Origin of the sequence: Sneathiella sedimenti (assembly GCF_017313765.1) — a bacterium.
GTDB classification, from domain to species: Bacteria; Pseudomonadota; Alphaproteobacteria; order Sneathiellales; family Sneathiellaceae; genus Sneathiella; species Sneathiella sedimenti.
Window position 1 is genome coordinate 140,619 of the sequence record NZ_JAFLNC010000006.1, and the last position, 17,920, is coordinate 158,538.

A 17,920-nucleotide genomic window follows, 5' to 3' on the forward strand; every position below is an offset into this window, starting at 1 on the left:
TTAAGGAAAACGAACAATGAACCAGGGCACATCGAGTGAGGTGAAAACTACTCGGATCTCGATGTGGTCTGGGCCGCGCAATATTTCCACGGCCATGATGCGTTCCTTTGGAAGTCGCCCCGAATGTCAGGCGGTTGATGAACCCTTCTACGCCTATTACCTTGCCAAGACCGGATTACGCCATCCCATGTATAAGGAGGTGATCGCCAGTCAGCCCACTGACTGGCGGACTGTTGCAGCAAATCTGAATGTGGCACGCGCGTCCGGCAGCGAGCTTTATATCAAGCATATGACACACCATATGACGGAGGAAGTGGATCTCAGTTCATTTCGGGATCATCGCAACTGCTTCCTAATTCGCGACCCAAAAAGGGTGATTGCCTCCTATGCAGCCAAATGGGACCGGATCACCACCGACGATATCGGTATCAAACGACAGTTCGAAATATTCAGAACCCTTGAAAAACTTACCGGTCAAACACCTGTCGTTGTCGAGGCGGAGGATATCTTAAGACAACCCGAGGCAATGCTGAAAAAGCTGTGTCACGCCCTTGATATCCCCTGGCGGGAGGAAATGTTGTCCTGGAAAAAGGGCCGGCAGCCGGAAGACGGTGTCTGGGCCGCCCATTGGTACGCTTCCGTTGAAGAAACGACGGGCTTTGCCCCATATAAGGACCGCGAAATAAGCCTTAAGCCGGAGTTGACTGAATTAATGGCAGAACAAGTGCCTTATTTTGACGCCCTGCGCGCACACAAGATCTAGGCCTTGTTCGAGCCATTCTTGAGCGCCAGATCCAGTTTCCGCATCCAGTCTTTGATCCGCGCCTCGTTTACGCCGAAATCACGATAGCCGTAGTGGGCGCGACTGAACACCGCCAGGGTTGAACTCCCGTTTCCAAGATCAATGAAACGAACAGTAATCGTGTCCGGATAACCAATTAGCTTGGAATATTGCACATAGTCCACCTGCAGGTCTTTGCCGATTTCCCGGCTGCCGAGTTTTTCAGTTCTCGGTTCCGCCAGGGCAATCGCCTCGAAGGACTTGGCGAGTTCTGCCATGCTGACTTCGAAAATAGGGCTGATCGTTTTTGGAATATACTGACAATAATCCGGCGGTGACATAAGATAGGTATTAGGCTTGCGGGGTTTTTTCAGTGACGAAAAATCCAGCTCTGGCCTCTGGACATTTTTCAAAAGATTCTTCAACATTGATGAGACTCTCTTTGCATAAAACCCTGTATTCTCGAAAGAAAAATCCAGATTAGCGAATTATAATCAGAAAGTTCAAATAAATAATATGTTGGTGCGAGAAGAATTCAACCGGGAACGGGTAGAGGAACTCATTCGGGAGGCAAAGCGTCACGGGCCTTTTCATGCCCTGACCCATGAAGAGCGAGACGCAACCCGACATGAATTTCTCTCAAAAATCTCCAAGGAAGAGGGACTTTGGGTATTTGGGTATGGGTCCCTTCTGTGGAATCCAGCCTTTCATTTCACTGTATGGCAACCCGCCCGTCTCTACGGATTTCGGCGTCGGTTCTGTCTGCAAGCATCGATCGGACGGGGGAGTCCGGAAAAGCCGGGCCTGATGCTTGCTCTTGATCACGGCGGCTCCTGCAACGGGCGCGCTTTTCATATCGCCCCGGAAAAAATCGAAACTGAAACGGATATTCTTTGGATGCGGGAAATGATCTCGGGCGCCTATGATGCCCGCCATGTCCAAATTCGGCTGCCGGACAGGACCGTAAAAGGGCTGACATTTGTCATAAACAGGTCTCATCCCCGTTATATTGCTGAAATCAGCATGGAAGAAACAGTGCGCTTGCTTGCTACCGGAGAGGGACGTCTTGGCTCCTGTCGCGACTACCTCAATAACACCGTCGCGCATCTTGATGAAATGGATGTGAAGGATCGATATCTTCATGCGATTCAGCAAAAAATGAAGGAGCTTGATCATCGCGCCGACATCGCTTAACAATTCGCGGCCTATTTTTTACTACGCGAGTGATAAGCTTTGACAATCAAGCCGTCCAGCGACCTGCCCCCGATCTTTGTCATTAACCGGCCAAAAGATGGTCATCGCCGGGCGGATATGACGGAGCGACTTGCAAAAGTTGGATTGACCCCAATCTTTTTCGACGCCATCGACGGGTACCTGCTTGATATCCCAAATCTTGCCGATTATGACAGCGAGAGACGCCACCGCTATTTCGGCAAGGACCTAAAAGCGGGGGAAATAGGCTGCCTGCTCTCGCATCGAGCCATTTACGAGAAAATGGTGACGGAGAATATCCCGAAAGCGCTTGTGCTGGAAGACGACGTATTCCTCGCCGATGATTTCAGGGATGTCTTGCTCGACATACAAAATACGGCAGTTCCGTGGGACTTAATCCGCTTTGTTGGCCATGGCAAGGTATTCGAGACCGGATATCGATCCCTCGCTGCCTTAAACCATGGCTACAGTATCACGCGGGTGCCAACCTCCCCAAGCGGCGCCTATGCCTATCTTCTCACCCTGAAAGCGGCAAAACGATTGCTCCAATTTATGCAGCGGAACTGGGTGCCTGTTGACATCATCCACAGCCGGGCCTGGCAAACAAGGCTCGAAACACTGCTGATCCATCCCTCACCGGTTGCGCCCGACCTTGAAGGACCCTCCACTATCGGGGATGAGCGATTTGACAAATCGAAGCAAATCCGGGGACTAACGAAGCTGGTTCATCCATTTTACCGGTTCTGGTACAAGCTCAGCAACGGTGCGGGAAAGCGACTTGTCTATGCCCTGACGTGGTATCGGGATCGAAAAAACTCATCCAGCTAAACAAAGGAAACGCTTCGTGATTTTAGACGATCCAGAAGAGCTAACCTAGATCGGCAGAAATCCTGACATCAACAGGGCGATGCTAGAAACCAGTCCCATCACGGGAACCCAGAGCGGCACGACAAACACTCCGTCGGTAGGTTGCTGCCCTTTCATTTTAAGGCGGATCAAGGCAAGATTCACCAATGAAAAAACGATCAGGACTATCGTGGATGTCGCCTCCGCGAGCTGCGCGATCGGCAGAAGAGTAGCAAAAACCAGCACCAACACAACGATCAGGGCAGTCGCGGTCAGAGGCGTTCTTGTCACCGGGTTTACAACAGAGAGAAAGCCCGGCAGGCTTTTTTGTCTGGACAGGCCGTAAATTACCCGGGAGGCCATAATGATCTGGATCAGAACGCCATTTGTCGTCGCGACGATGGCAATCAGACGAAAGATGCCCGATGCAGTGCTTCCCGCCGACTCGAATACAAGGGCAAGTGGAGCGGCAGAACCGGCAAGTTCCTCCATCGGCACCACAAGGACGACGACAGAAACCACCAGAAAGTACAGTATCGTCGCGACCACAAGAGTGAGGATAATTCCTCGCGGCATGTTTTTATGGGGTTCGACAACCTCCTCCGCGACATTCGCGATATCTTCAAAGCCGACGAAGGCGAAAAAGGCGAGCAGGCTCGCGGAAATAATACCGCCCCAGACAACCCCCTCGAACGGGGGCAGCAAGGTATCGAATTTTGACAATATTTCCGGCTCAGCGCTTACCCCAAAATAAATGACGAGGCTCAAGCCTGCAATTTCGATGACCGTGAAAATGGCAGCGATCAACACGGATTCCAATATCCCCCATGCCGCAACAACGCCAACGATCAGAATAATCGCAATCGTCAGCAGTGTCGGGGAGAGCGAAACAACCTCACCTAGATAGGCCGCGGCTCCAATCGAAACCGCCGCCGAAGAGACGATGCCCGATAACGCGACTAGCAATCCGACTATTAAAGTCAGGGTATTCGATTTTAACCCTTCCCGCACATAGGCAGCTTCTCCTGCGCTTACAGGATGACGGGTTGAGAGCTCTGAATAGGTAAAGCCGGTAAACGCAACCACTGCGGCGGCTATTAAAAAGGAAATCGGGGCATACACCCCGGCCCGTGCCGCTGTTGTCCCGACAAGCACATAGATGCCGGCACCGATTGTCACGCCCAGACCATATAGGGTTAGCAGAGGCAGCGTAAGCTTTCGCTTCAAATCCACCGGTGTTACCGCAGCGTTGCTCACTTTTGTGTCCCGCATATCGCACCTTCATGATTTACAAGGCAGAATTGCCGATGCCCGGACTGGCAGAGTCATTGAATAAAAAACAATGGATGCCGGCTGGTAAGAAGTGGTTCCAGTTGTGCTGAGTTGTTCATAAATTTCCCGCCTGTCTTCATGACAACAACGCAGTTGTCGGGCGTTAGGATACTCAGAACGTTATTTCCATCGTCGTTAACCGGATCCATCATATGAATTCGGTCATTTTCGTTGGTTGCCTGGTCAGAGTCTTCAGAGAGCTTAGTCGCAAATCTTAATATCTCGGCTTGCTCTTGTTCAGACAGGCAAAAGGGTAAAAGCGTTATACTTTTCCACTGTGCACCAAGAAGCGCCCGGACCGCCTGTAACCCGTGATCCACAGAGTCAACTGAATCGCAGATGATTGTGACATAGGGCGCCAGGCGTTGGCCTCCCTTGAGCAACAGTGTCGGGCACTTCACTGCCAGAATGCCGCGGCGAGTGACGAGTTGACCCCGATAGTTACGGCTATGCAGCCAGCCCGTACTTTCAATGATCACCAGGTCGGCATCATCATGGGTTTCTTTCTCTAGCCGCCATAAGTCCCCCCGTACTGCCCGGAAACCGACCGTAACCTTGCGGTGGTTCCCTGCACGCTCAAGCTGTCGCTGAATACTTCTCGCCATTGCACGCAGCTGACCTTCAAGGGTAAGCCGGTCGAGTTGATGCGCAACCGGCGAAGAAAACCGGAATTCGCGGATAAAGTCCAGATCCCCCACGGTGACGAGATCCGCATCTTCGATAAACAGACCATGCAGCTCCCCACCAAGACGTGCCGCGATATCTATGGCCGCCCCGACGGTTTCCTCACAATGCGTCGCGGCGTCTATCTGGAGCAAAACACGGCGATGTCTTGTTGAGGACTCAACCATCGTCCACCCCTGACGCTTTGTCGTTGCTGCCGGATTTCACATATTGTCGCGCCGCTTCGGCAAATGCCTCAAGCCTCGCCTTGACGCGTGCGTTGATAGTCTCCGATGGATAATTTCCAGCGGTGTCGGGCTCACCACCCGGCATTCCCGTCAGTATCTCAATGCCCTGATCAATGTTCGTGACGGCATAAATGTGAAACAGGCCTTTCTCCGCCGCCTCCACGACGTCATCTTTCAACATGAGATGCTTGACGTTTGATTCCGGGATGAGCACCCCCTGATCACCGGTCAGTCCAAGGAAATTGCAAAGATCAAAGAATCCTTCAATCTTCTCATTTACGCCTCCAATAGCCTGCACCTCACCGAATTGATTGACCGACCCGGTCACGGCAAAGGATTGCTTTATCGGCACATCCGACAGTGCAGACAGCAGAGCATAAAGTTCTGTTGACGAGGCGCTATCCCCATCCACACCGCCATAGGACTGTTCAAACACCAGGCTCGCGGTCAAGGATAGCGGCTTGTTTTCAGTATAACGTGCCGCCAGGAAATTCGAGAGGATCAATACTCCCTTTGAGTGAAGCGGCCCTCCTAGTTCGACCTCGCGTTCGATATCGATGACCCGTCCTCGACCAAGATGGACCCTCGCCGTTATACGGCTTGGTCGGCCAAACGCGAAATCGCCGAGTTGCAAAACAGACAGCCCGTTGATTTGGCCGACTTTGGCACCGGAAGTATCCAGCATCATCGTTCCGCGTTGAAACTGTTCCTGAGTGCGTTCGCGCATCCGGTCTGACCGGTGAATATGAGCCTTCACTGCATGCTTTACATCTTGTGCTTCAATTCGCGACGCAGAGCGGGACGCAGCCCAATAGTCTGCTTCCGACAACAGATCGGAAAGTGAGCGTGTGTGGCTGGACAGGCGCTCCGTATCCGAGGTGAGACGGGTCATCCGCTCCATTACCTGTTCTACGGCACCACGATCCAGAGGCATTAGTTGCTTTTTCCGCGCCTCAGTTGCGATAAATTGGGCATATAAAGAAATCGCCTCGTCCGTAATGGGGACACGATCATCAAAATCAACCGGTACCTTGAAGAGATTATTGAAATCTCGATCATTCTGGCTGAGCATATAGTACAGGAGCGGATCCCCGATCAGGATGACTTTTATATCAAGCGGAATCGGTTCGGGCTGCAACGTCACCATGCTACCGAGAGACATCATTTGTGACAGCGTCTCAACCCTGATTTCCCGACTGCGTAGCTCGCGCTTCAACGTTTCCCATGCATAGGGTTGAAAGACCAGGCGACGAGCGTCAAGGATAAGGTAGCCCCCGTTTGCCCGATGCAGCGCACCGGGCTTTATCAGGCGAAAATCAGTTACCAGGGAGCCAAATTCGGAACGATGCTCGATCCGGCCAAGCAGATTTTCGACCGTTGGGTTATCTTCATAGACAACCGGTGCGCCACCATCGACCTTATGGCTTACGAGGACATTGACCTGGCAATTTCCAATTACGCGTTCCTGCTGCATCATAAAATCAGCGGCCATCCGGGCGGGAATAGTCTCCACCGCTTCGTCCTTGCTCAGACGGAATACATCGCTGTGATTGATGATATAGTCCTGGACTTCATCAAAAAATACGAGCACTGCCGTGCAGTCTCGCCATTTTTCCCGAATCTCGTCGATTAAATGATCGACTGTAAAACTGGTTACTTCCCGATTAAGCTTTACGATTTCCCGGCGCTGTTCACGCTCGAGCTCTGGCAGCATGCGGACTACGGCCTGGAGTTCTCCCTCAAGTTCGCCGATGTCTTTCTTGAATTGCTCCTGCTCTTCCGGAGACAACTTTGAGAATGCTTCGGGATTAAGCACCTTTCCGTCGCTCGATGGCGCCAAGGCAAGTCCCATGGGGGTTCTGACAATCGCAACATTCTTATCGCCCGCCTTCTTTTGCAAATTCTCGAAGGCTTCTTCCTGTTTGAGCTTGAACTGTTCAACAATGACATCGAGCCGGGTGCGGTAATCCTCGCTTTCATAGGCGGCGGAAATAACGACGCGGACTTCCGCCGTTAGATTTTCCATTTGCTTCGCCAGATCTTTTGCACGGCCAGCCGGAAGACGCAGCATCTTTGGATGATCCGGCGTCGTGAAATTATTCACATAGCACCAGTCGTCCGGTACAGGCTGGGCCGCAGCTTCGGGTTCAATATAGCGACGTATTATGTCGGTTTTACCTGATCCGGAGGGACCAAAGGCAAACATGTTAAAGCCCTGGTGGCGCACGCCAATGCCAAAGCGGATTGCGGCCACCGCACGATCCTGTCCGAGAGGTTCGTGCAGATCCTTCAACTCGGATGTATCCTTAAATCCAAGCGCCTTAAGGTCGTATTTGCGGCATAACCGTGAAGCTGACAACGCTTTACTACCGGTCATCAGATAATCCTTTATGACTTTCTAATATTTAATATTAGCACATTATCTGTAGCCCCAAATGAGGCAAATCAATTCATCCGGTAAAATCGGCGATTTCGGGCTGGCCTGATGATTTTGATTAACGAAAATACTCTCGACAGTCCGGATTTAAAGTGCGAACCTTTTCCGATGGCTTACCCTCACAGCATGAAGGTAAGCCATGGTCGCGGAAATACAGGATATTTCATAACGACAGGGAGGAAAACTATATGAAAAAATTGCAGAAACTTACGGCAGGCCTGATGTTTTGCGTTGCGGCAACGACTTTCGCCATACCCGCACCGCAGGCATTGGCCGAGACTCCGCCAGATATGCTGGTCATCGCAAACCGCATTGATGATATAACGACACTGGACCCCGCCGAATCCTTTGAATTCGCCGGTAGTGACGTCATTCGTAACGTCTATGGCCGATTGGTCAATTTTGACCCGCTCAATCTGGAAAAGGGCTATGAGCCCGACCTCGCGGAGAGTTGGACCGTTTCAGAAGACGGCAAAACCATTACCTTCACAATGCGCGAAGGCGTTAAATTTCATTCCGGAAATCCGGTGACGGCTGAAGATGTCGAATTTTCCCTACGCCGCGCCGTGATTCTTGCAAAAACACCGTCTTTTATCCTGACCCAGTTCGGCTTTACCCCGGAAAATGTCAATGAGACGATCGTCGCCGACGGAAATACAATCCGCATCACAACCGACAAAAAATATGCAACATCCTTTGTTCTTAACTGCCTGACAGCCACAATTGGCGGTATTGTTGATAAAAAGCTGGTGATGGAACATGAAAAGGACAACGACCTTGGCAATGAATGGCTGAAAACCAATTCCGCCGGTTCCGGTGCCTACAAAGTCGTTAGTTGGAAGCCGAGTGAGTCGGTCACCCTCCAGGCCAATGAGGATTTCTACCTCGGTGCGCCTGCCATGAAACGGGTGATTGTCCGCCATATACAGGAAAGCGCCACTCAGCGACTGCTCCTTGAAAAGGGAGACATTGATATCGCCCGCAATCTCAACCCGGAGGATATTGCCGGCATTTCAGGCAAGGAAGGTATCGCAGTTGATAGCGAACTTCGGGGACGCCTGATGTATGTTTCCCTCAATCAGAACCACCCCGTTCTGTCCAAGCCGAAAGTAGTTGAGGCGATCAAGTATCTTATTGACTATACGGGAATGCAGGACAGTTTCCTGAAGGGACAATATACCGTTCATCAGTCATTCCTGCCAAAGACTTACCTAGGAGCGATCGAGGATAAACCATATAGCTTTAACCTTGAAAAAGCGAAGGCGCTGCTGAAGGAAGCCGGCGTTGAAAATCTGGAAATCGAGGCAGGCGTTCGCGAGGCGCAGGAACGTGTCGAAATTGCCCAGTCCTTGCAGAACACCTTCGCCCAAGCCGGCATTAAGCTCAATATCACAATCGGTACCGGCAAGCAGACGCTTACCCGTTATCGCGCCCGCGATCTAGACGTTTATGTCGGGGCATGGGGCCCCGATTATCCGGATCCTCAGACAAATGCAGGTACGTTCGCCTACAATCCCGACAATTCCGAAGAGGCAAAAGCAACCGGCCTCCTTGCCTGGCGGAATGCCTGGGATCCGGGTGACCTGACGGCCAAGACCGAAGCCGCCGTCATCGAGGGGGATCGTGATGTCCGCAAGAAAATGTATGAGGATATCCAGCGGGAGTTCCAGGCCCGAGCTCCCTTCGCGATTATGTTCCAGAAGATTGAACAAACCGGTCGCAAGAGTAACGTGAAGAACCTCAATCTTGGCGGCGCAATCACGGCCGTCGCCTACTGGCCCGTTACCAAGTAACCGGATTATTGATGACGATACAAGCGGAACCAGGAAAAGGGCGGCGAAGGTCGCCCTTAACCTCCATCGCAATATCGACATTTAAAACGACCGGCACAATTCTGGCGACAATGCTTGGTTTGTTGTTCGTCACCTTTATCATCGGTCGAGTCATGCCGATTGACCCTGTCATCTCCATCGTTGGGGAGCGGGCAAGCAAGGAAACGTATGAAGCCGCTTACCAGGCAATGGGGCTTGATAAGCCCATCATCATCCAGTTTTTCTATTACATCTGGGATATCCTGCACGGTGACTTCGGTCAGTCTCTGCTGAACGCGAGACCGGTCGCTGAAGATATCAGACGCGTGTTCCCGGCAACTCTAGAACTGGCAACCCTTGGTACTTTTATCGGGGTTCTAATTGGCGTACCGCTCGGGGTACTCGCTGCGGTCCGCCGCGGCAGCTGGATTGACCAGATCGCCCGGTTTGTCGCGCTGATTGGCTACTCCATGCCCATTTTCTGGCTGGGTCTTGTAGGGCTACTTATATTTTACGGAATACTTGGCTGGGTTGGCGGTCCGGGCCGGGTCGGGATCTTCTATGTGGATGTCGTTCCCTCGGTTACCGGAATGATCCTTGTTGATAGCCTGCTTGACGGCAACTGGACGGTGTTCAAGGATGCCATGAGCCACATTATTCTGCCCGCGTCCCTGCTCGGATATTACAGCCTGGCGTATATCAGCCGAATGACACGCTCCTTCATGCTGGAACAGATGAATGCGGAATATATAACAACCGCACGCGTCAAAGGACTCTCCGAATGGACGGTTATCTGGCGCCATGCATTCGGCAATATCAAGGTGCAACTGATCACTGTAATTGCGTTAAGTTATGCTGGCCTTCTGGAAGGCTCGGTCCTGACCGAGATCATATTCGCCTGGCCCGGCATCGGTTCCTATATCACGACAGCGCTACTTTCTGCCGATATGAATGCAGTGCTCGGCGGAACGGTCGTCGTTGGCTTGGTGTTCGTGTGCCTGAATGTCTTCTCCGACCTTCTTTATAAATTCTTCGATCCGAGAGCAAAATGAGTCTCCTTAATACGCCCCAAGGAAATCAACCCCGTTGGCGCAGCTGGCTCCTGACGGATACCCCGACCTCACGGAACCATGCCCGCGTTGCCTCACTGTATCAGGGGTGGCTGTCCTTTCGCGGTAACTCCATGGCGATGTTCGGCCTGATCATTCTGGTCCTGTTGGTTTTGATTGCGATTTTTGCACCGCTCCTTGCACCTCATGATCCTTTCGTTCAGGATCTGGCGAACCGTCTTAAGCCGCTGGCAACGGACGGTCATATTCTGGGTACGGACTCACTTGGTCGTGATATATTGAGCCGCCTGATTTACGGCGCGCGGATCACCCTGTATATCGTTATCCTGGTTGCCCTGATTGCCCCGGTTGCGGGGTTGTTCGTTGGGACCGTTGCGGGCTATGTCGGTGGCTGGGTCGATACGATCCTGATGCGGATCACCGATATCTTCCTTGCCTTTCCGCGGCTGGTTCTGGCGCTCGCCTTCGTCGCAGCCCTTGGCGCCGGCATAGAAAATGCGGTTATTGCTATCTCCCTCACCGCCTGGCCGCCTTATGCGCGGATTGCCCGTGCGGAAACCCTTACCATCCGCAATTCCGACTATATCAGTGCCGTAAAACTACAGGGGGCTGGCCCATTCCGCATCATAACCCGTCATATATGGCCGCTCTGTATCTCTTCCCTGATTGTTCGGGTGACGCTTGATATGGCAGGAATCATTCTGGCCGCCGCGGGTCTGGGATTTCTTGGCCTTGGTGCACAGCCCCCGTCCCCTGAATGGGGCGCGATGATATCAGAAGGGCGCAAATTCATCCTGGATTACTGGTGGGTTGCCACTTTACCCGGGCTCGCGATTTTTCTGGTTAGTCTTGCCTTTAACCTGCTTGGCGATGGGTTACGTGATGTCCTTGACCCGAAGGATGATGGATCATGACACGGCTCGACGTGGAAAATCTCTGGGTGAAGTTCCCAACACGGAACGGCATATTCGATGCCGTGCGCGGCGTTTCCTTTTCTCTGGGTGAAGAGCGGCTTGGCATTGTCGGCGAGTCAGGCTCTGGCAAATCCATGACCGGGCGCGCCATTCTCCGGCTAATTCGCAAGCCGGGACAGGTAACCGCCAACCATATCTCCCTTGATGGGGAAGATCTTCTCAAACTGAGCGAACGGAAGATGCGAAGCGTGCGCGGACAGCATATTTCAATGATCATGCAGGACCCCAAATTTTCGCTCAACCCGGTGATGACAGTCGGGGAGCAAATGATGGAGTCCTATACTCTACAGGTAAAGGGTCCCCGGTTTCAGGCAAAGGATAAGGTGCTTGAAATGCTGGATGCCGTAGCGATCCGCGATCCGGGCAGGGTCTTTAACGCCTATCCGCACGAACTTTCCGGCGGCATGGGGCAGCGCGTTATGATCGCAATGATGCTCATTCCGGACCCGGATATCCTCATCGCGGATGAACCGACGTCCGCGCTTGATGTCTCCGTACAGATGCAGGTCCTCAACATACTCGACAAGCTCGTCCGGGATCGCGGAATGGGTCTGATATTCATCAGCCACGACCTTAATCTGGTCTCGTCCTTTTGCGATCGCGTATTGATCATGTATGCGGGCCGGATTGTCGAGGCCTGCGCAGCAGACAAGCTGCATGAGGCCAAGCATCCTTATACCCAAGGTCTTCTTAAGTCCCTGCCACGACTCGATTCACCGCAGGAACGCCTGGAGGTACTCGATCGTGATCCGGCATGGGCCGAAACAGATAGTGTGAGTGGTGTCACGTGAGTGGAATTATCCTTGAAAAGCTGAACGTCTGGTTCGATACACCGGAAACCCGCGTGGATGCCGTGAAGAACGTGAGCCTGCGCGTCGAACAGGGTGAAAGCGTTGGACTTGTCGGCGAAAGCGGATCAGGCAAATCGACAATCTTGAGGGCACTCACCGGCCTCGTCCCCACCTGGTCGGGAGCCATGGAAGTCGCCGGTGAGAAACTGGGCCGGCAGCGCAGCCGACATTTCTACAAGAAAGTCCAGATGGTGTTTCAGGATCCTTATGCCTCGCTCCATCCACGGCATTCCGTGGATCAAGTCTTGAGCGAGACGCTGCGTCTTCATGGGTTCAACGAAATTGATCGACGCATCAGCAATTTGTTGACTGATGTCGGGCTTGGACCCTCCTTTCGCTTTCGCTATCCCCATCAGCTTTCAGGGGGACAGCGGCAGCGCGTTGCCATTGCCCGTGCCCTTGCCCCGGAACCCGAGATACTGCTGCTTGACGAACCCACCTCTGCACTGGACGTCTCTGTGCAGGCGGAAATCCTGAATCTGCTGGTCGACCTCCGCCAAGAGCATCACCTTACCTATCTGATGGTGTCCCATGATCTCGCCGTTGTCGGCCATATGTGCCAGCAGATCGCCGTCATGCAGCTCGGTGAGATTGTCGAGATCATGCCTGTTGCAGAAATGAGAGAGCTAAAGCCCAAACATTCCTATTCCCGACATCTTCTGGAAAGTTCCCTCGGGTACAAACGTGCAGATGACTGATCGCGAAAGACGCTTCACCGACTTCGGGGAAATGGCCCAATGAGCAACGAAGTTCCGCGCATATCGCAACGAGAGGTAATCTCATTTCTTCAGAATCCTGAGAATTATCCGGCCGCAGTTGAAACTGTTGACATGCATGAAACCCATGGGGCGATAGTGTTTCTTGCTGGTGACAACGCTTACAAAATCAAGAAAGCCGTCAATTTTCCCTATTTGGACTTTTCGACTCTTGCTAAGCGACAGCATTTTTGTGAGCGGGAGATTGCACTCAATCAGCCCGCGGCCCCACAGATATATCTCGGTCTTATCGCCATCACCTTGGAAAAGGGAGGAAAATTGGCCTTTGACGGTTCGGGACCCACAGTCGAATGGGCCGTGAAAATGAAGCGCTTTGATCAGGAGATGATGCTCGATCATCTTCCGCACGCCAAAGTAACGAAAAAAGCCATGATCGAGAAATTGGCCAACTCGGTTTTTGACTATCACCAAAAGGCTTCGCGTGAAGAGGTTTCAGATGGTCCAAGACGCATACAAATATTAATTGATGAACTGACAGATAATTTTCGGGAGACCCCGAAGATTTTTCCGAAAAAAGAGGTGTCCGAGTTCGAGAGGCTGGCAAAAGAACAGGTTTCAGCCGTCCATTATTGCCTGCGATTTCGGGGACGCCGCGGATTTATCCGGCGTTGCCATGGTGACCTCCATCTTCGCAACATTGTCCTCATTGAGGAAACGCCGGTTCTTTTTGATGCCCTTGAGTTTGATGAGGAATTAGCGACAATTGATGTCCTCTATGATCTTGCCTTTCTGCTTATGGATCTAGATCAGCGGCGCATGAGTCCAAGCGCAAATCAGCTTCTCAACCGCTACCTTTATCGTTCCGGCCGCCTTGAGGATATTTACGGAATGAAAGCCATGCCGCTCTTCCTGGCTATCCGTGCCGGAATACGGGCCATGGTCGCGAACGATCATGCGCGACAGCTTTCGGGAACAACCGCGAAACAAGAAAGAGCGGCGGCGCGGGAGTATTTTTTCACCGCATTGCAGTATCTGTCCCCAAAAAAGCCGGTTCTGGTGGCTATTGGCGGCTTTTCGGGAACGGGGAAAACCACTCTTGCGTCCCTGCTTGCCTGCACACTGGAACATGCACCGGGATTTCTTCATTTCCGCACGGATTTGGAACGAAAGGCCCTTTTCAACGTGCCGGAGACAGAGCGGCTGGATCCGTCCAGCTATACTCTGGAAATTAACGACAAGGTATATTCGCGGCTGCTGCATAAAGCGCGGATTGGATTGAAATCAGGACAACGCGTCATAGTCGATGCGGTTTTTTCCAAGGAAATCGAACGAGCAGACATGGAAGCCCTCGCCAAAGAACTGGGCGTTCCCTTTATCGGTATATGGCTTGAAGCGAACGAGAAACTGATAACTGCTCGCGTGGAAGCCAGAAAGAGCGACGCATCCGACGCGACGCCGGACGTTGTACATCAGCAAGTCTCCCGCGGTATCTCCGGCCTTTCGTGGCACCGCGTTGATGCAGGTGGGACCGAGTTTGAGAGCCTGCGACAGATATTGGAAATTCCCGAATTATCCGAGATTGGTTGACTGAACTGAACAGGTCGCAAATTTCGCGCCCTGATTTACACTAATCTTCTTTCGGTGCTGCCTTGTCCAGGTTTTGCGGGGAAAACACATCGCCGAATGCCCCCTTACCCGGACTCGTGACAGGTTTTTCGGGCTTTGGTGCCGGAGCGCTCTTATCGAGATTCCCTGGGTCGAACACATTGCCGAACGCGCCCTTACCAGGACTTTGAGTTGCTGGCGCAGTTGATTTGCTACCGCCAAACACATCCGGTCCCTGATGCTGCTTTTGTTGTATGTTCAATTGACGCTTTTCGCGAATGGCCTTGATACGTTCTTCCTGTATAAGGCGCTTTTGCTCGCGGACGTCCATTTTACAACTATCCGGACTATAACTCTGGGCGAACCAAATGGTTGAGGCACCGCCAAGTGTCAACAAAATAAGAATAATGGCCGCTGGATTACCGCTTAGTATTTTTGGCAGCTGAAAACTGCCTGCAACGGCCGAAACAGGCGCACCATTTGCCAAGGCGAGCTGCTGTCGCCGGCGATAGATTTCATGAGCAAGCGCCCCGATAACTGTCAATACGATAATAATGAACGCAAGTGCAGAAATGGAGGGATTGATGCCATATCTGACCTTTTGCGCGAGCTCGATGGTCAATGTCGGATATTTGCCGAAGGTAAAGGTCGTCGTATTGTAGTTCTCAAATGATGCGAGGAAGGCGAGAACCGCCGCTGACCCTATTGCGGGTTTCATGAAGGGCAGCAGGATCTTTCGAAACGCCTGTACATGGGTCGCCCCAAGATCAAGCGCAGCCTCGGTCAGGCCGGTATCAAAACGCTGCAATCGGGCGATAAAGACGAGCATGCAGTAAGACGCGATAAAGGTGGACTGACCCAGAATGGTCAGGAAAATACCATTATGCAGAATGCCGCCCGTACTCATGCCAAGCATGATGCTGATCCGGTCCCAGAATACGAGCGTGGAAATACCGAGCACTACTCCCGGGATAAGAATTGGCGCAATCACGATGGTGTAATAGGTCGCTCTGAGTTTCGGCCAGATCTGGGTTAGCATCAGGGCCCCGGCGAGCCCCATAATCACCGAGAGAATAACAGTGCCAATGCCAATAATGATGCTGTTTTCAATACCGTTCAGAATACGCTCATCATTGGCAAGGACGTCGAACCATTCGAACGTCAAACATTCCCAGGGCGTCAGCTTTGGAAAAGAGGGGGAGTTAAAGGCCGTGAAGCTCATCACGATGAGCGGCCCCAGCAGATAGCCGAAAAAAACAACGAGATAGGCGCCCAGCAAAACTTTCAGGAGTAAGCTATTGGTCTTCATTTACCAATATCTCCTATCTTCACCTTAAACAGCCGCATCATACTGAGGACGATAATGATGCAAGCGACAAGCAGGACAACAGCGAAGGCCGCACCACGTGGCCAGTTGCCGCCCGTGTTGAACCACTGATAGATTATTTGCGTGAACCAGAGACTGGACGGACCGCCCAGAATCTGCGGTGCGGCCAGCGCACCGGCCGAAAGCATGAAAACCATTGTACAGCCTGATGAAATTCCCGGCTTGGCATAGGGAATAACCACCCGCCAATGAATACGCCACCAGGACGCACCCATGTCGCGCGCCGCCTCAATCTGATTGCGATCAAGACTCTCGATCACGTTATAAATCGGGAAAATCATCAGCAGGATATAGGCGTAGCCAAGCCCGGCATACAGCGCCACATTCGCACGGATGAAATCAACGGGATCACTGATCAGTCCCATGGTCAGCATCATCTCGTTGATCAGTCCGCTTTCACCGAAAATAATACGAAAGGCGAAGGCTCGCAGAATTTCGTTAATCCAGTATGGAATAATCAGGAGCAGCACCAGAATGCGAATAGCGCCACCGCCCCGCGATTGGCCGAGATAATATGCAAGAGGATAACACAGCACGAGATCCAGAATGGTCACGAAAAACGCGGCCAGCAACGTCCTGCCAAACACTCCGAGATCAACCACGTTATAGGAGGTATCCGCGCCCGGGGCACCGAGAACGAGGTATTTATAGTGTTCTATGGTATAGGTATCTTTTGGCCCCCCCATTTCTGGCGGTGGCAGATGATGACGGAATGAAAAATCGAGCATCGATAGCTGTGGCAGGACAATCAGGATCACGACCCAGAACAGCACAGCCACCAACAAGAAAGAGCCCAGACCCAGTCCGTTTTTTACAAAATAGTCCCGGATCAGTTGCGCAGCTTTCATCATTTCATCCTATTCGCTGGCAAGCTCGCCGGCCGGCAAGACAACGGCCTGCTCCGGCACATACTCTAGTGTCAGATTATTCCCCTCCGCCGATTGTCGTTGTTTTCCCACATTAACAAGAGACATCTTGATTTCCTTACCTTCCGATCCCTCCATGAAGACATTGTAAATTAGACCTTCAAATTCCTCATGCAGCACACTTGTTGTCAGGCGGTTTACTGCGGGAGAAGTGTCTGGCGCGATATTCAACACTTCTGGGCGAACGAACATCATCGCCGGATCGCCAACTTTCAACTTGCCCTGGGCCGTTGTCGCGATACGCGCCAACAACTCTCCCGTCCGATTGGTACTGACAAGCGCCATATTGCCATCAATCGACTTTACTTTGCCTCGAAAAACATTGTTTTCCCCAACGAAGGACGCCACAAAGGGGGTCGCCGGATCATTGTAGACTGCATGCCCGGAACCGATCTGATCGATGACACCCGCCCGCATGACGGCGACATTGTCGGACATCGTCAGGGCCTCGCCCTGATCATGCGTGATATAGATGAAGGTAATGCCAACTCGTTGCTGAATTTCTCTAAGTTCTGTCCGCATATGTTGCCGAAGCTTCAGGTCCAGCGCAGACAGAGGTTCATCGAGCAACAGTACGTCCGGCTCCGCACAGAGTGCACGCGCAATTGCGACACGCTGCTTCTGACCACCAGAAAGCTCGGAAGGGAGTTTCTCTCCTTGATCAGGCAAGGCAATCATATCGAGGAGTTCATCGGCCCGCTTACGCCGCTCTGCCTTGCTGGCACCTTTTACTTCCATGGAGAACGTAATATTCTCCCATACCTTCATAAGAGGAAAAAGTGCCAGGTTCTGGAAGATCAGGGCAGTTGGCCTCTTGTTAGGCCCGATCCCGGCCATATCCTTGCCGCCGATCCTGACCTTGCCGTCGCTTGGTTCAAGAAATCCCGATACAGAGCGCAGGATCGTGGTCTTGCCGCATCCTGATGGTCCAAGAAAAGAGAAAAATTCACCACCCTTAATATTGACATTAGCTTCACGAACAGCCACGAAATTACCGAACCTGATCCAGACATTTTCCAGATCAACGTCAACCCCTTTTGTCATGAATCATTCCCCAATCG

Annotated in this window: 16 protein-coding genes; 9 read left to right on the forward strand and 7 right to left on the reverse strand. The window is 52.2% G+C overall.

Annotated elements, in window-relative coordinates; genetic code table 11:
- Positions 1-16: 16 nt before the first annotated feature.
- Positions 17-763 (forward strand): sulfotransferase-like domain-containing protein, encoded by a 747-nt coding sequence (locus J0X12_RS16925; protein ID WP_207047624.1) that lies wholly within the window; start codon positions 17-19, stop codon positions 761-763.
- On the opposite strand, the gene J0X12_RS16930 is transcribed toward J0X12_RS16925, so the two are convergent.
- Entirely contained in the window at positions 760-1,209 is a 450-nt protein-coding gene (locus tag J0X12_RS16930) for a DUF1499 domain-containing protein (RefSeq protein ID WP_207047625.1), read from the reverse strand. The two genes, J0X12_RS16925 and J0X12_RS16930, sit on opposite strands and share 4 nt — an antisense overlap.
- 94 nt (positions 1,210-1,303) lie before the next feature.
- On the opposite strand from J0X12_RS16930, the gene J0X12_RS16935 reads away from it, so the two are divergent.
- Complete coding sequence (locus tag J0X12_RS16935; RefSeq protein ID WP_207047626.1) at positions 1,304-1,975, forward strand: gamma-glutamylcyclotransferase; 672 nt, start codon at positions 1,304-1,306, stop codon at positions 1,973-1,975.
- Positions 1,976-2,014: 39 nt separating this feature from the next.
- Entirely contained in the window at positions 2,015-2,821 is an 807-nt protein-coding gene (locus J0X12_RS16940; protein WP_207047627.1) for a glycosyltransferase family 25 protein, read from the forward strand.
- Positions 2,822-2,866: 45 nt separating this feature from the next.
- Here J0X12_RS16940 and J0X12_RS16945 read toward each other — a convergent pair whose 3' ends face one another.
- The 3 genes from J0X12_RS16945 to J0X12_RS16955 all read right to left on the reverse strand — a co-directional run bounded on the left by J0X12_RS16945 (position 2,867) and on the right by J0X12_RS16955 (position 7,459).
- Positions 2,867-4,096, reverse strand: a complete 1,230-nt coding sequence (locus tag J0X12_RS16945; RefSeq protein ID WP_207047628.1) for an amino acid permease — start codon at positions 4,094-4,096, stop codon at positions 2,867-2,869.
- Positions 4,097-4,164: 68 nt separating this feature from the next.
- On the reverse strand, positions 4,165-5,022 hold the full coding sequence (locus J0X12_RS16950) for a universal stress protein (protein WP_207047629.1): 858 nt from the start codon (positions 5,020-5,022) through the stop codon (positions 4,165-4,167).
- Entirely contained in the window at positions 5,015-7,459 is a 2,445-nt protein-coding gene (locus tag J0X12_RS16955; RefSeq protein WP_207047630.1) for an AAA family ATPase, read from the reverse strand. Before J0X12_RS16955 ends, J0X12_RS16950 begins: the two co-directional genes overlap by 8 nt.
- Positions 7,460-7,707: 248 nt before the next feature.
- Here J0X12_RS16955 and J0X12_RS16960 point away from each other — a divergent pair, with 248 nt between their 5' ends.
- The 6 genes from J0X12_RS16960 to J0X12_RS16985 all read left to right on the forward strand — a co-directional run bounded on the left by J0X12_RS16960 (position 7,708) and on the right by J0X12_RS16985 (position 14,528).
- Positions 7,708-9,312: an ABC transporter substrate-binding protein gene (locus J0X12_RS16960; protein ID WP_207047631.1), complete on the forward strand. Its 1,605-nt coding sequence runs from the start codon at positions 7,708-7,710 to the stop codon at positions 9,310-9,312.
- A 110-nt stretch (positions 9,313-9,422) separates the two neighbouring features.
- Positions 9,423-10,382 carry an ABC transporter permease gene (locus J0X12_RS16965; protein WP_420497105.1) on the forward strand — a complete coding sequence of 320 codons (960 nt, stop codon included), beginning with the start codon at positions 9,423-9,425 and terminating at the stop codon, positions 10,380-10,382.
- The gene (nikC, locus tag J0X12_RS16970; protein WP_207047633.1) at positions 10,379-11,314 is read left to right on the forward strand and encodes a nickel transporter permease; all 936 of its coding nucleotides are present in this window, start codon (positions 10,379-10,381) and stop codon (positions 11,312-11,314) included. The genes J0X12_RS16965 and nikC overlap by 4 nt, the downstream gene beginning before the upstream one ends.
- Positions 11,311-12,165, forward strand: a complete 855-nt coding sequence (locus J0X12_RS16975; protein ID WP_207047634.1) for an ABC transporter ATP-binding protein — start codon at positions 11,311-11,313, stop codon at positions 12,163-12,165. The genes nikC and J0X12_RS16975 overlap by 4 nt, the downstream gene beginning before the upstream one ends.
- On the forward strand, positions 12,162-12,923 hold the full coding sequence (locus J0X12_RS16980) for an ATP-binding cassette domain-containing protein (protein WP_207047635.1): 762 nt from the start codon (positions 12,162-12,164) through the stop codon (positions 12,921-12,923). The genes J0X12_RS16975 and J0X12_RS16980 overlap by 4 nt, the downstream gene beginning before the upstream one ends.
- Before the next feature lie 39 nt (positions 12,924-12,962).
- Positions 12,963-14,528: a bifunctional aminoglycoside phosphotransferase/ATP-binding protein gene (locus tag J0X12_RS16985; RefSeq protein WP_207047636.1), complete on the forward strand. Its 1,566-nt coding sequence runs from the start codon at positions 12,963-12,965 to the stop codon at positions 14,526-14,528.
- Between the two features lie 40 nt (positions 14,529-14,568).
- Here J0X12_RS16985 and J0X12_RS16990 read toward each other — a convergent pair whose 3' ends face one another.
- Genes J0X12_RS16990 through J0X12_RS17000 form a run of 3 tightly spaced genes read right to left on the reverse strand, consistent with a single transcriptional unit; the run spans position 14,569 to position 17,903 of the window.
- Entirely contained in the window at positions 14,569-15,855 is a 1,287-nt protein-coding gene (locus J0X12_RS16990) for an ABC transporter permease (protein ID WP_207047637.1), read from the reverse strand.
- A complete protein-coding gene (locus J0X12_RS16995) occupies positions 15,852-16,784 on the reverse strand; it encodes an ABC transporter permease (protein ID WP_420497100.1) in 933 nt (310 codons plus the stop codon). Before J0X12_RS16995 ends, J0X12_RS16990 begins: the two co-directional genes overlap by 4 nt.
- A 6-nt stretch (positions 16,785-16,790) precedes the next feature.
- A complete protein-coding gene (locus J0X12_RS17000; RefSeq protein WP_207047639.1) occupies positions 16,791-17,903 on the reverse strand; it encodes an ABC transporter ATP-binding protein in 1,113 nt (370 codons plus the stop codon).
- Positions 17,904-17,920: the final 17 nt, after the last annotated feature.

Excerpts from the sequence above, each read along its gene's own strand:
- J0X12_RS16925 (WP_207047624.1), top strand. The coding sequence starts at position 17 with ATGAACCAGGGCACATCGAGTGAGGTGAAAACTACTCGGATCTCGATG.
- J0X12_RS16930 (WP_207047625.1), bottom strand. The coding sequence starts at position 1,209 with ATGTTGAAGAATCTTTTGAAAAATGTCCAGAGGCCAGAGCTGGATTTT.
- J0X12_RS16950 (WP_207047629.1), bottom strand. The coding sequence starts at position 5,022 with ATGGTTGAGTCCTCAACAAGACATCGCCGTGTTTTGCTCCAGATAGAC.
- J0X12_RS16955 (WP_207047630.1), bottom strand. The coding sequence starts at position 7,459 with ATGACCGGTAGTAAAGCGTTGTCAGCTTCACGGTTATGCCGCAAATAC.
- J0X12_RS16960 (WP_207047631.1), top strand. The coding sequence starts at position 7,708 with ATGAAAAAATTGCAGAAACTTACGGCAGGCCTGATGTTTTGCGTTGCG.
- J0X12_RS16965 (WP_420497105.1), top strand. The coding sequence starts at position 9,423 with ATGCTTGGTTTGTTGTTCGTCACCTTTATCATCGGTCGAGTCATGCCG.
- nikC (WP_207047633.1), top strand. The coding sequence starts at position 10,379 with ATGAGTCTCCTTAATACGCCCCAAGGAAATCAACCCCGTTGGCGCAGC.
- J0X12_RS16975 (WP_207047634.1), top strand. The coding sequence starts at position 11,311 with ATGACACGGCTCGACGTGGAAAATCTCTGGGTGAAGTTCCCAACACGG.
- J0X12_RS16985 (WP_207047636.1), top strand. The coding sequence starts at position 12,963 with ATGAGCAACGAAGTTCCGCGCATATCGCAACGAGAGGTAATCTCATTT.
- J0X12_RS16990 (WP_207047637.1), bottom strand. The coding sequence starts at position 15,855 with ATGAAGACCAATAGCTTACTCCTGAAAGTTTTGCTGGGCGCCTATCTC.
- J0X12_RS16995 (WP_420497100.1), bottom strand. The coding sequence starts at position 16,784 with ATGATGAAAGCTGCGCAACTGATCCGGGACTATTTTGTAAAAAACGGA.
- J0X12_RS17000 (WP_207047639.1), bottom strand. The coding sequence starts at position 17,903 with ATGACAAAAGGGGTTGACGTTGATCTGGAAAATGTCTGGATCAGGTTC.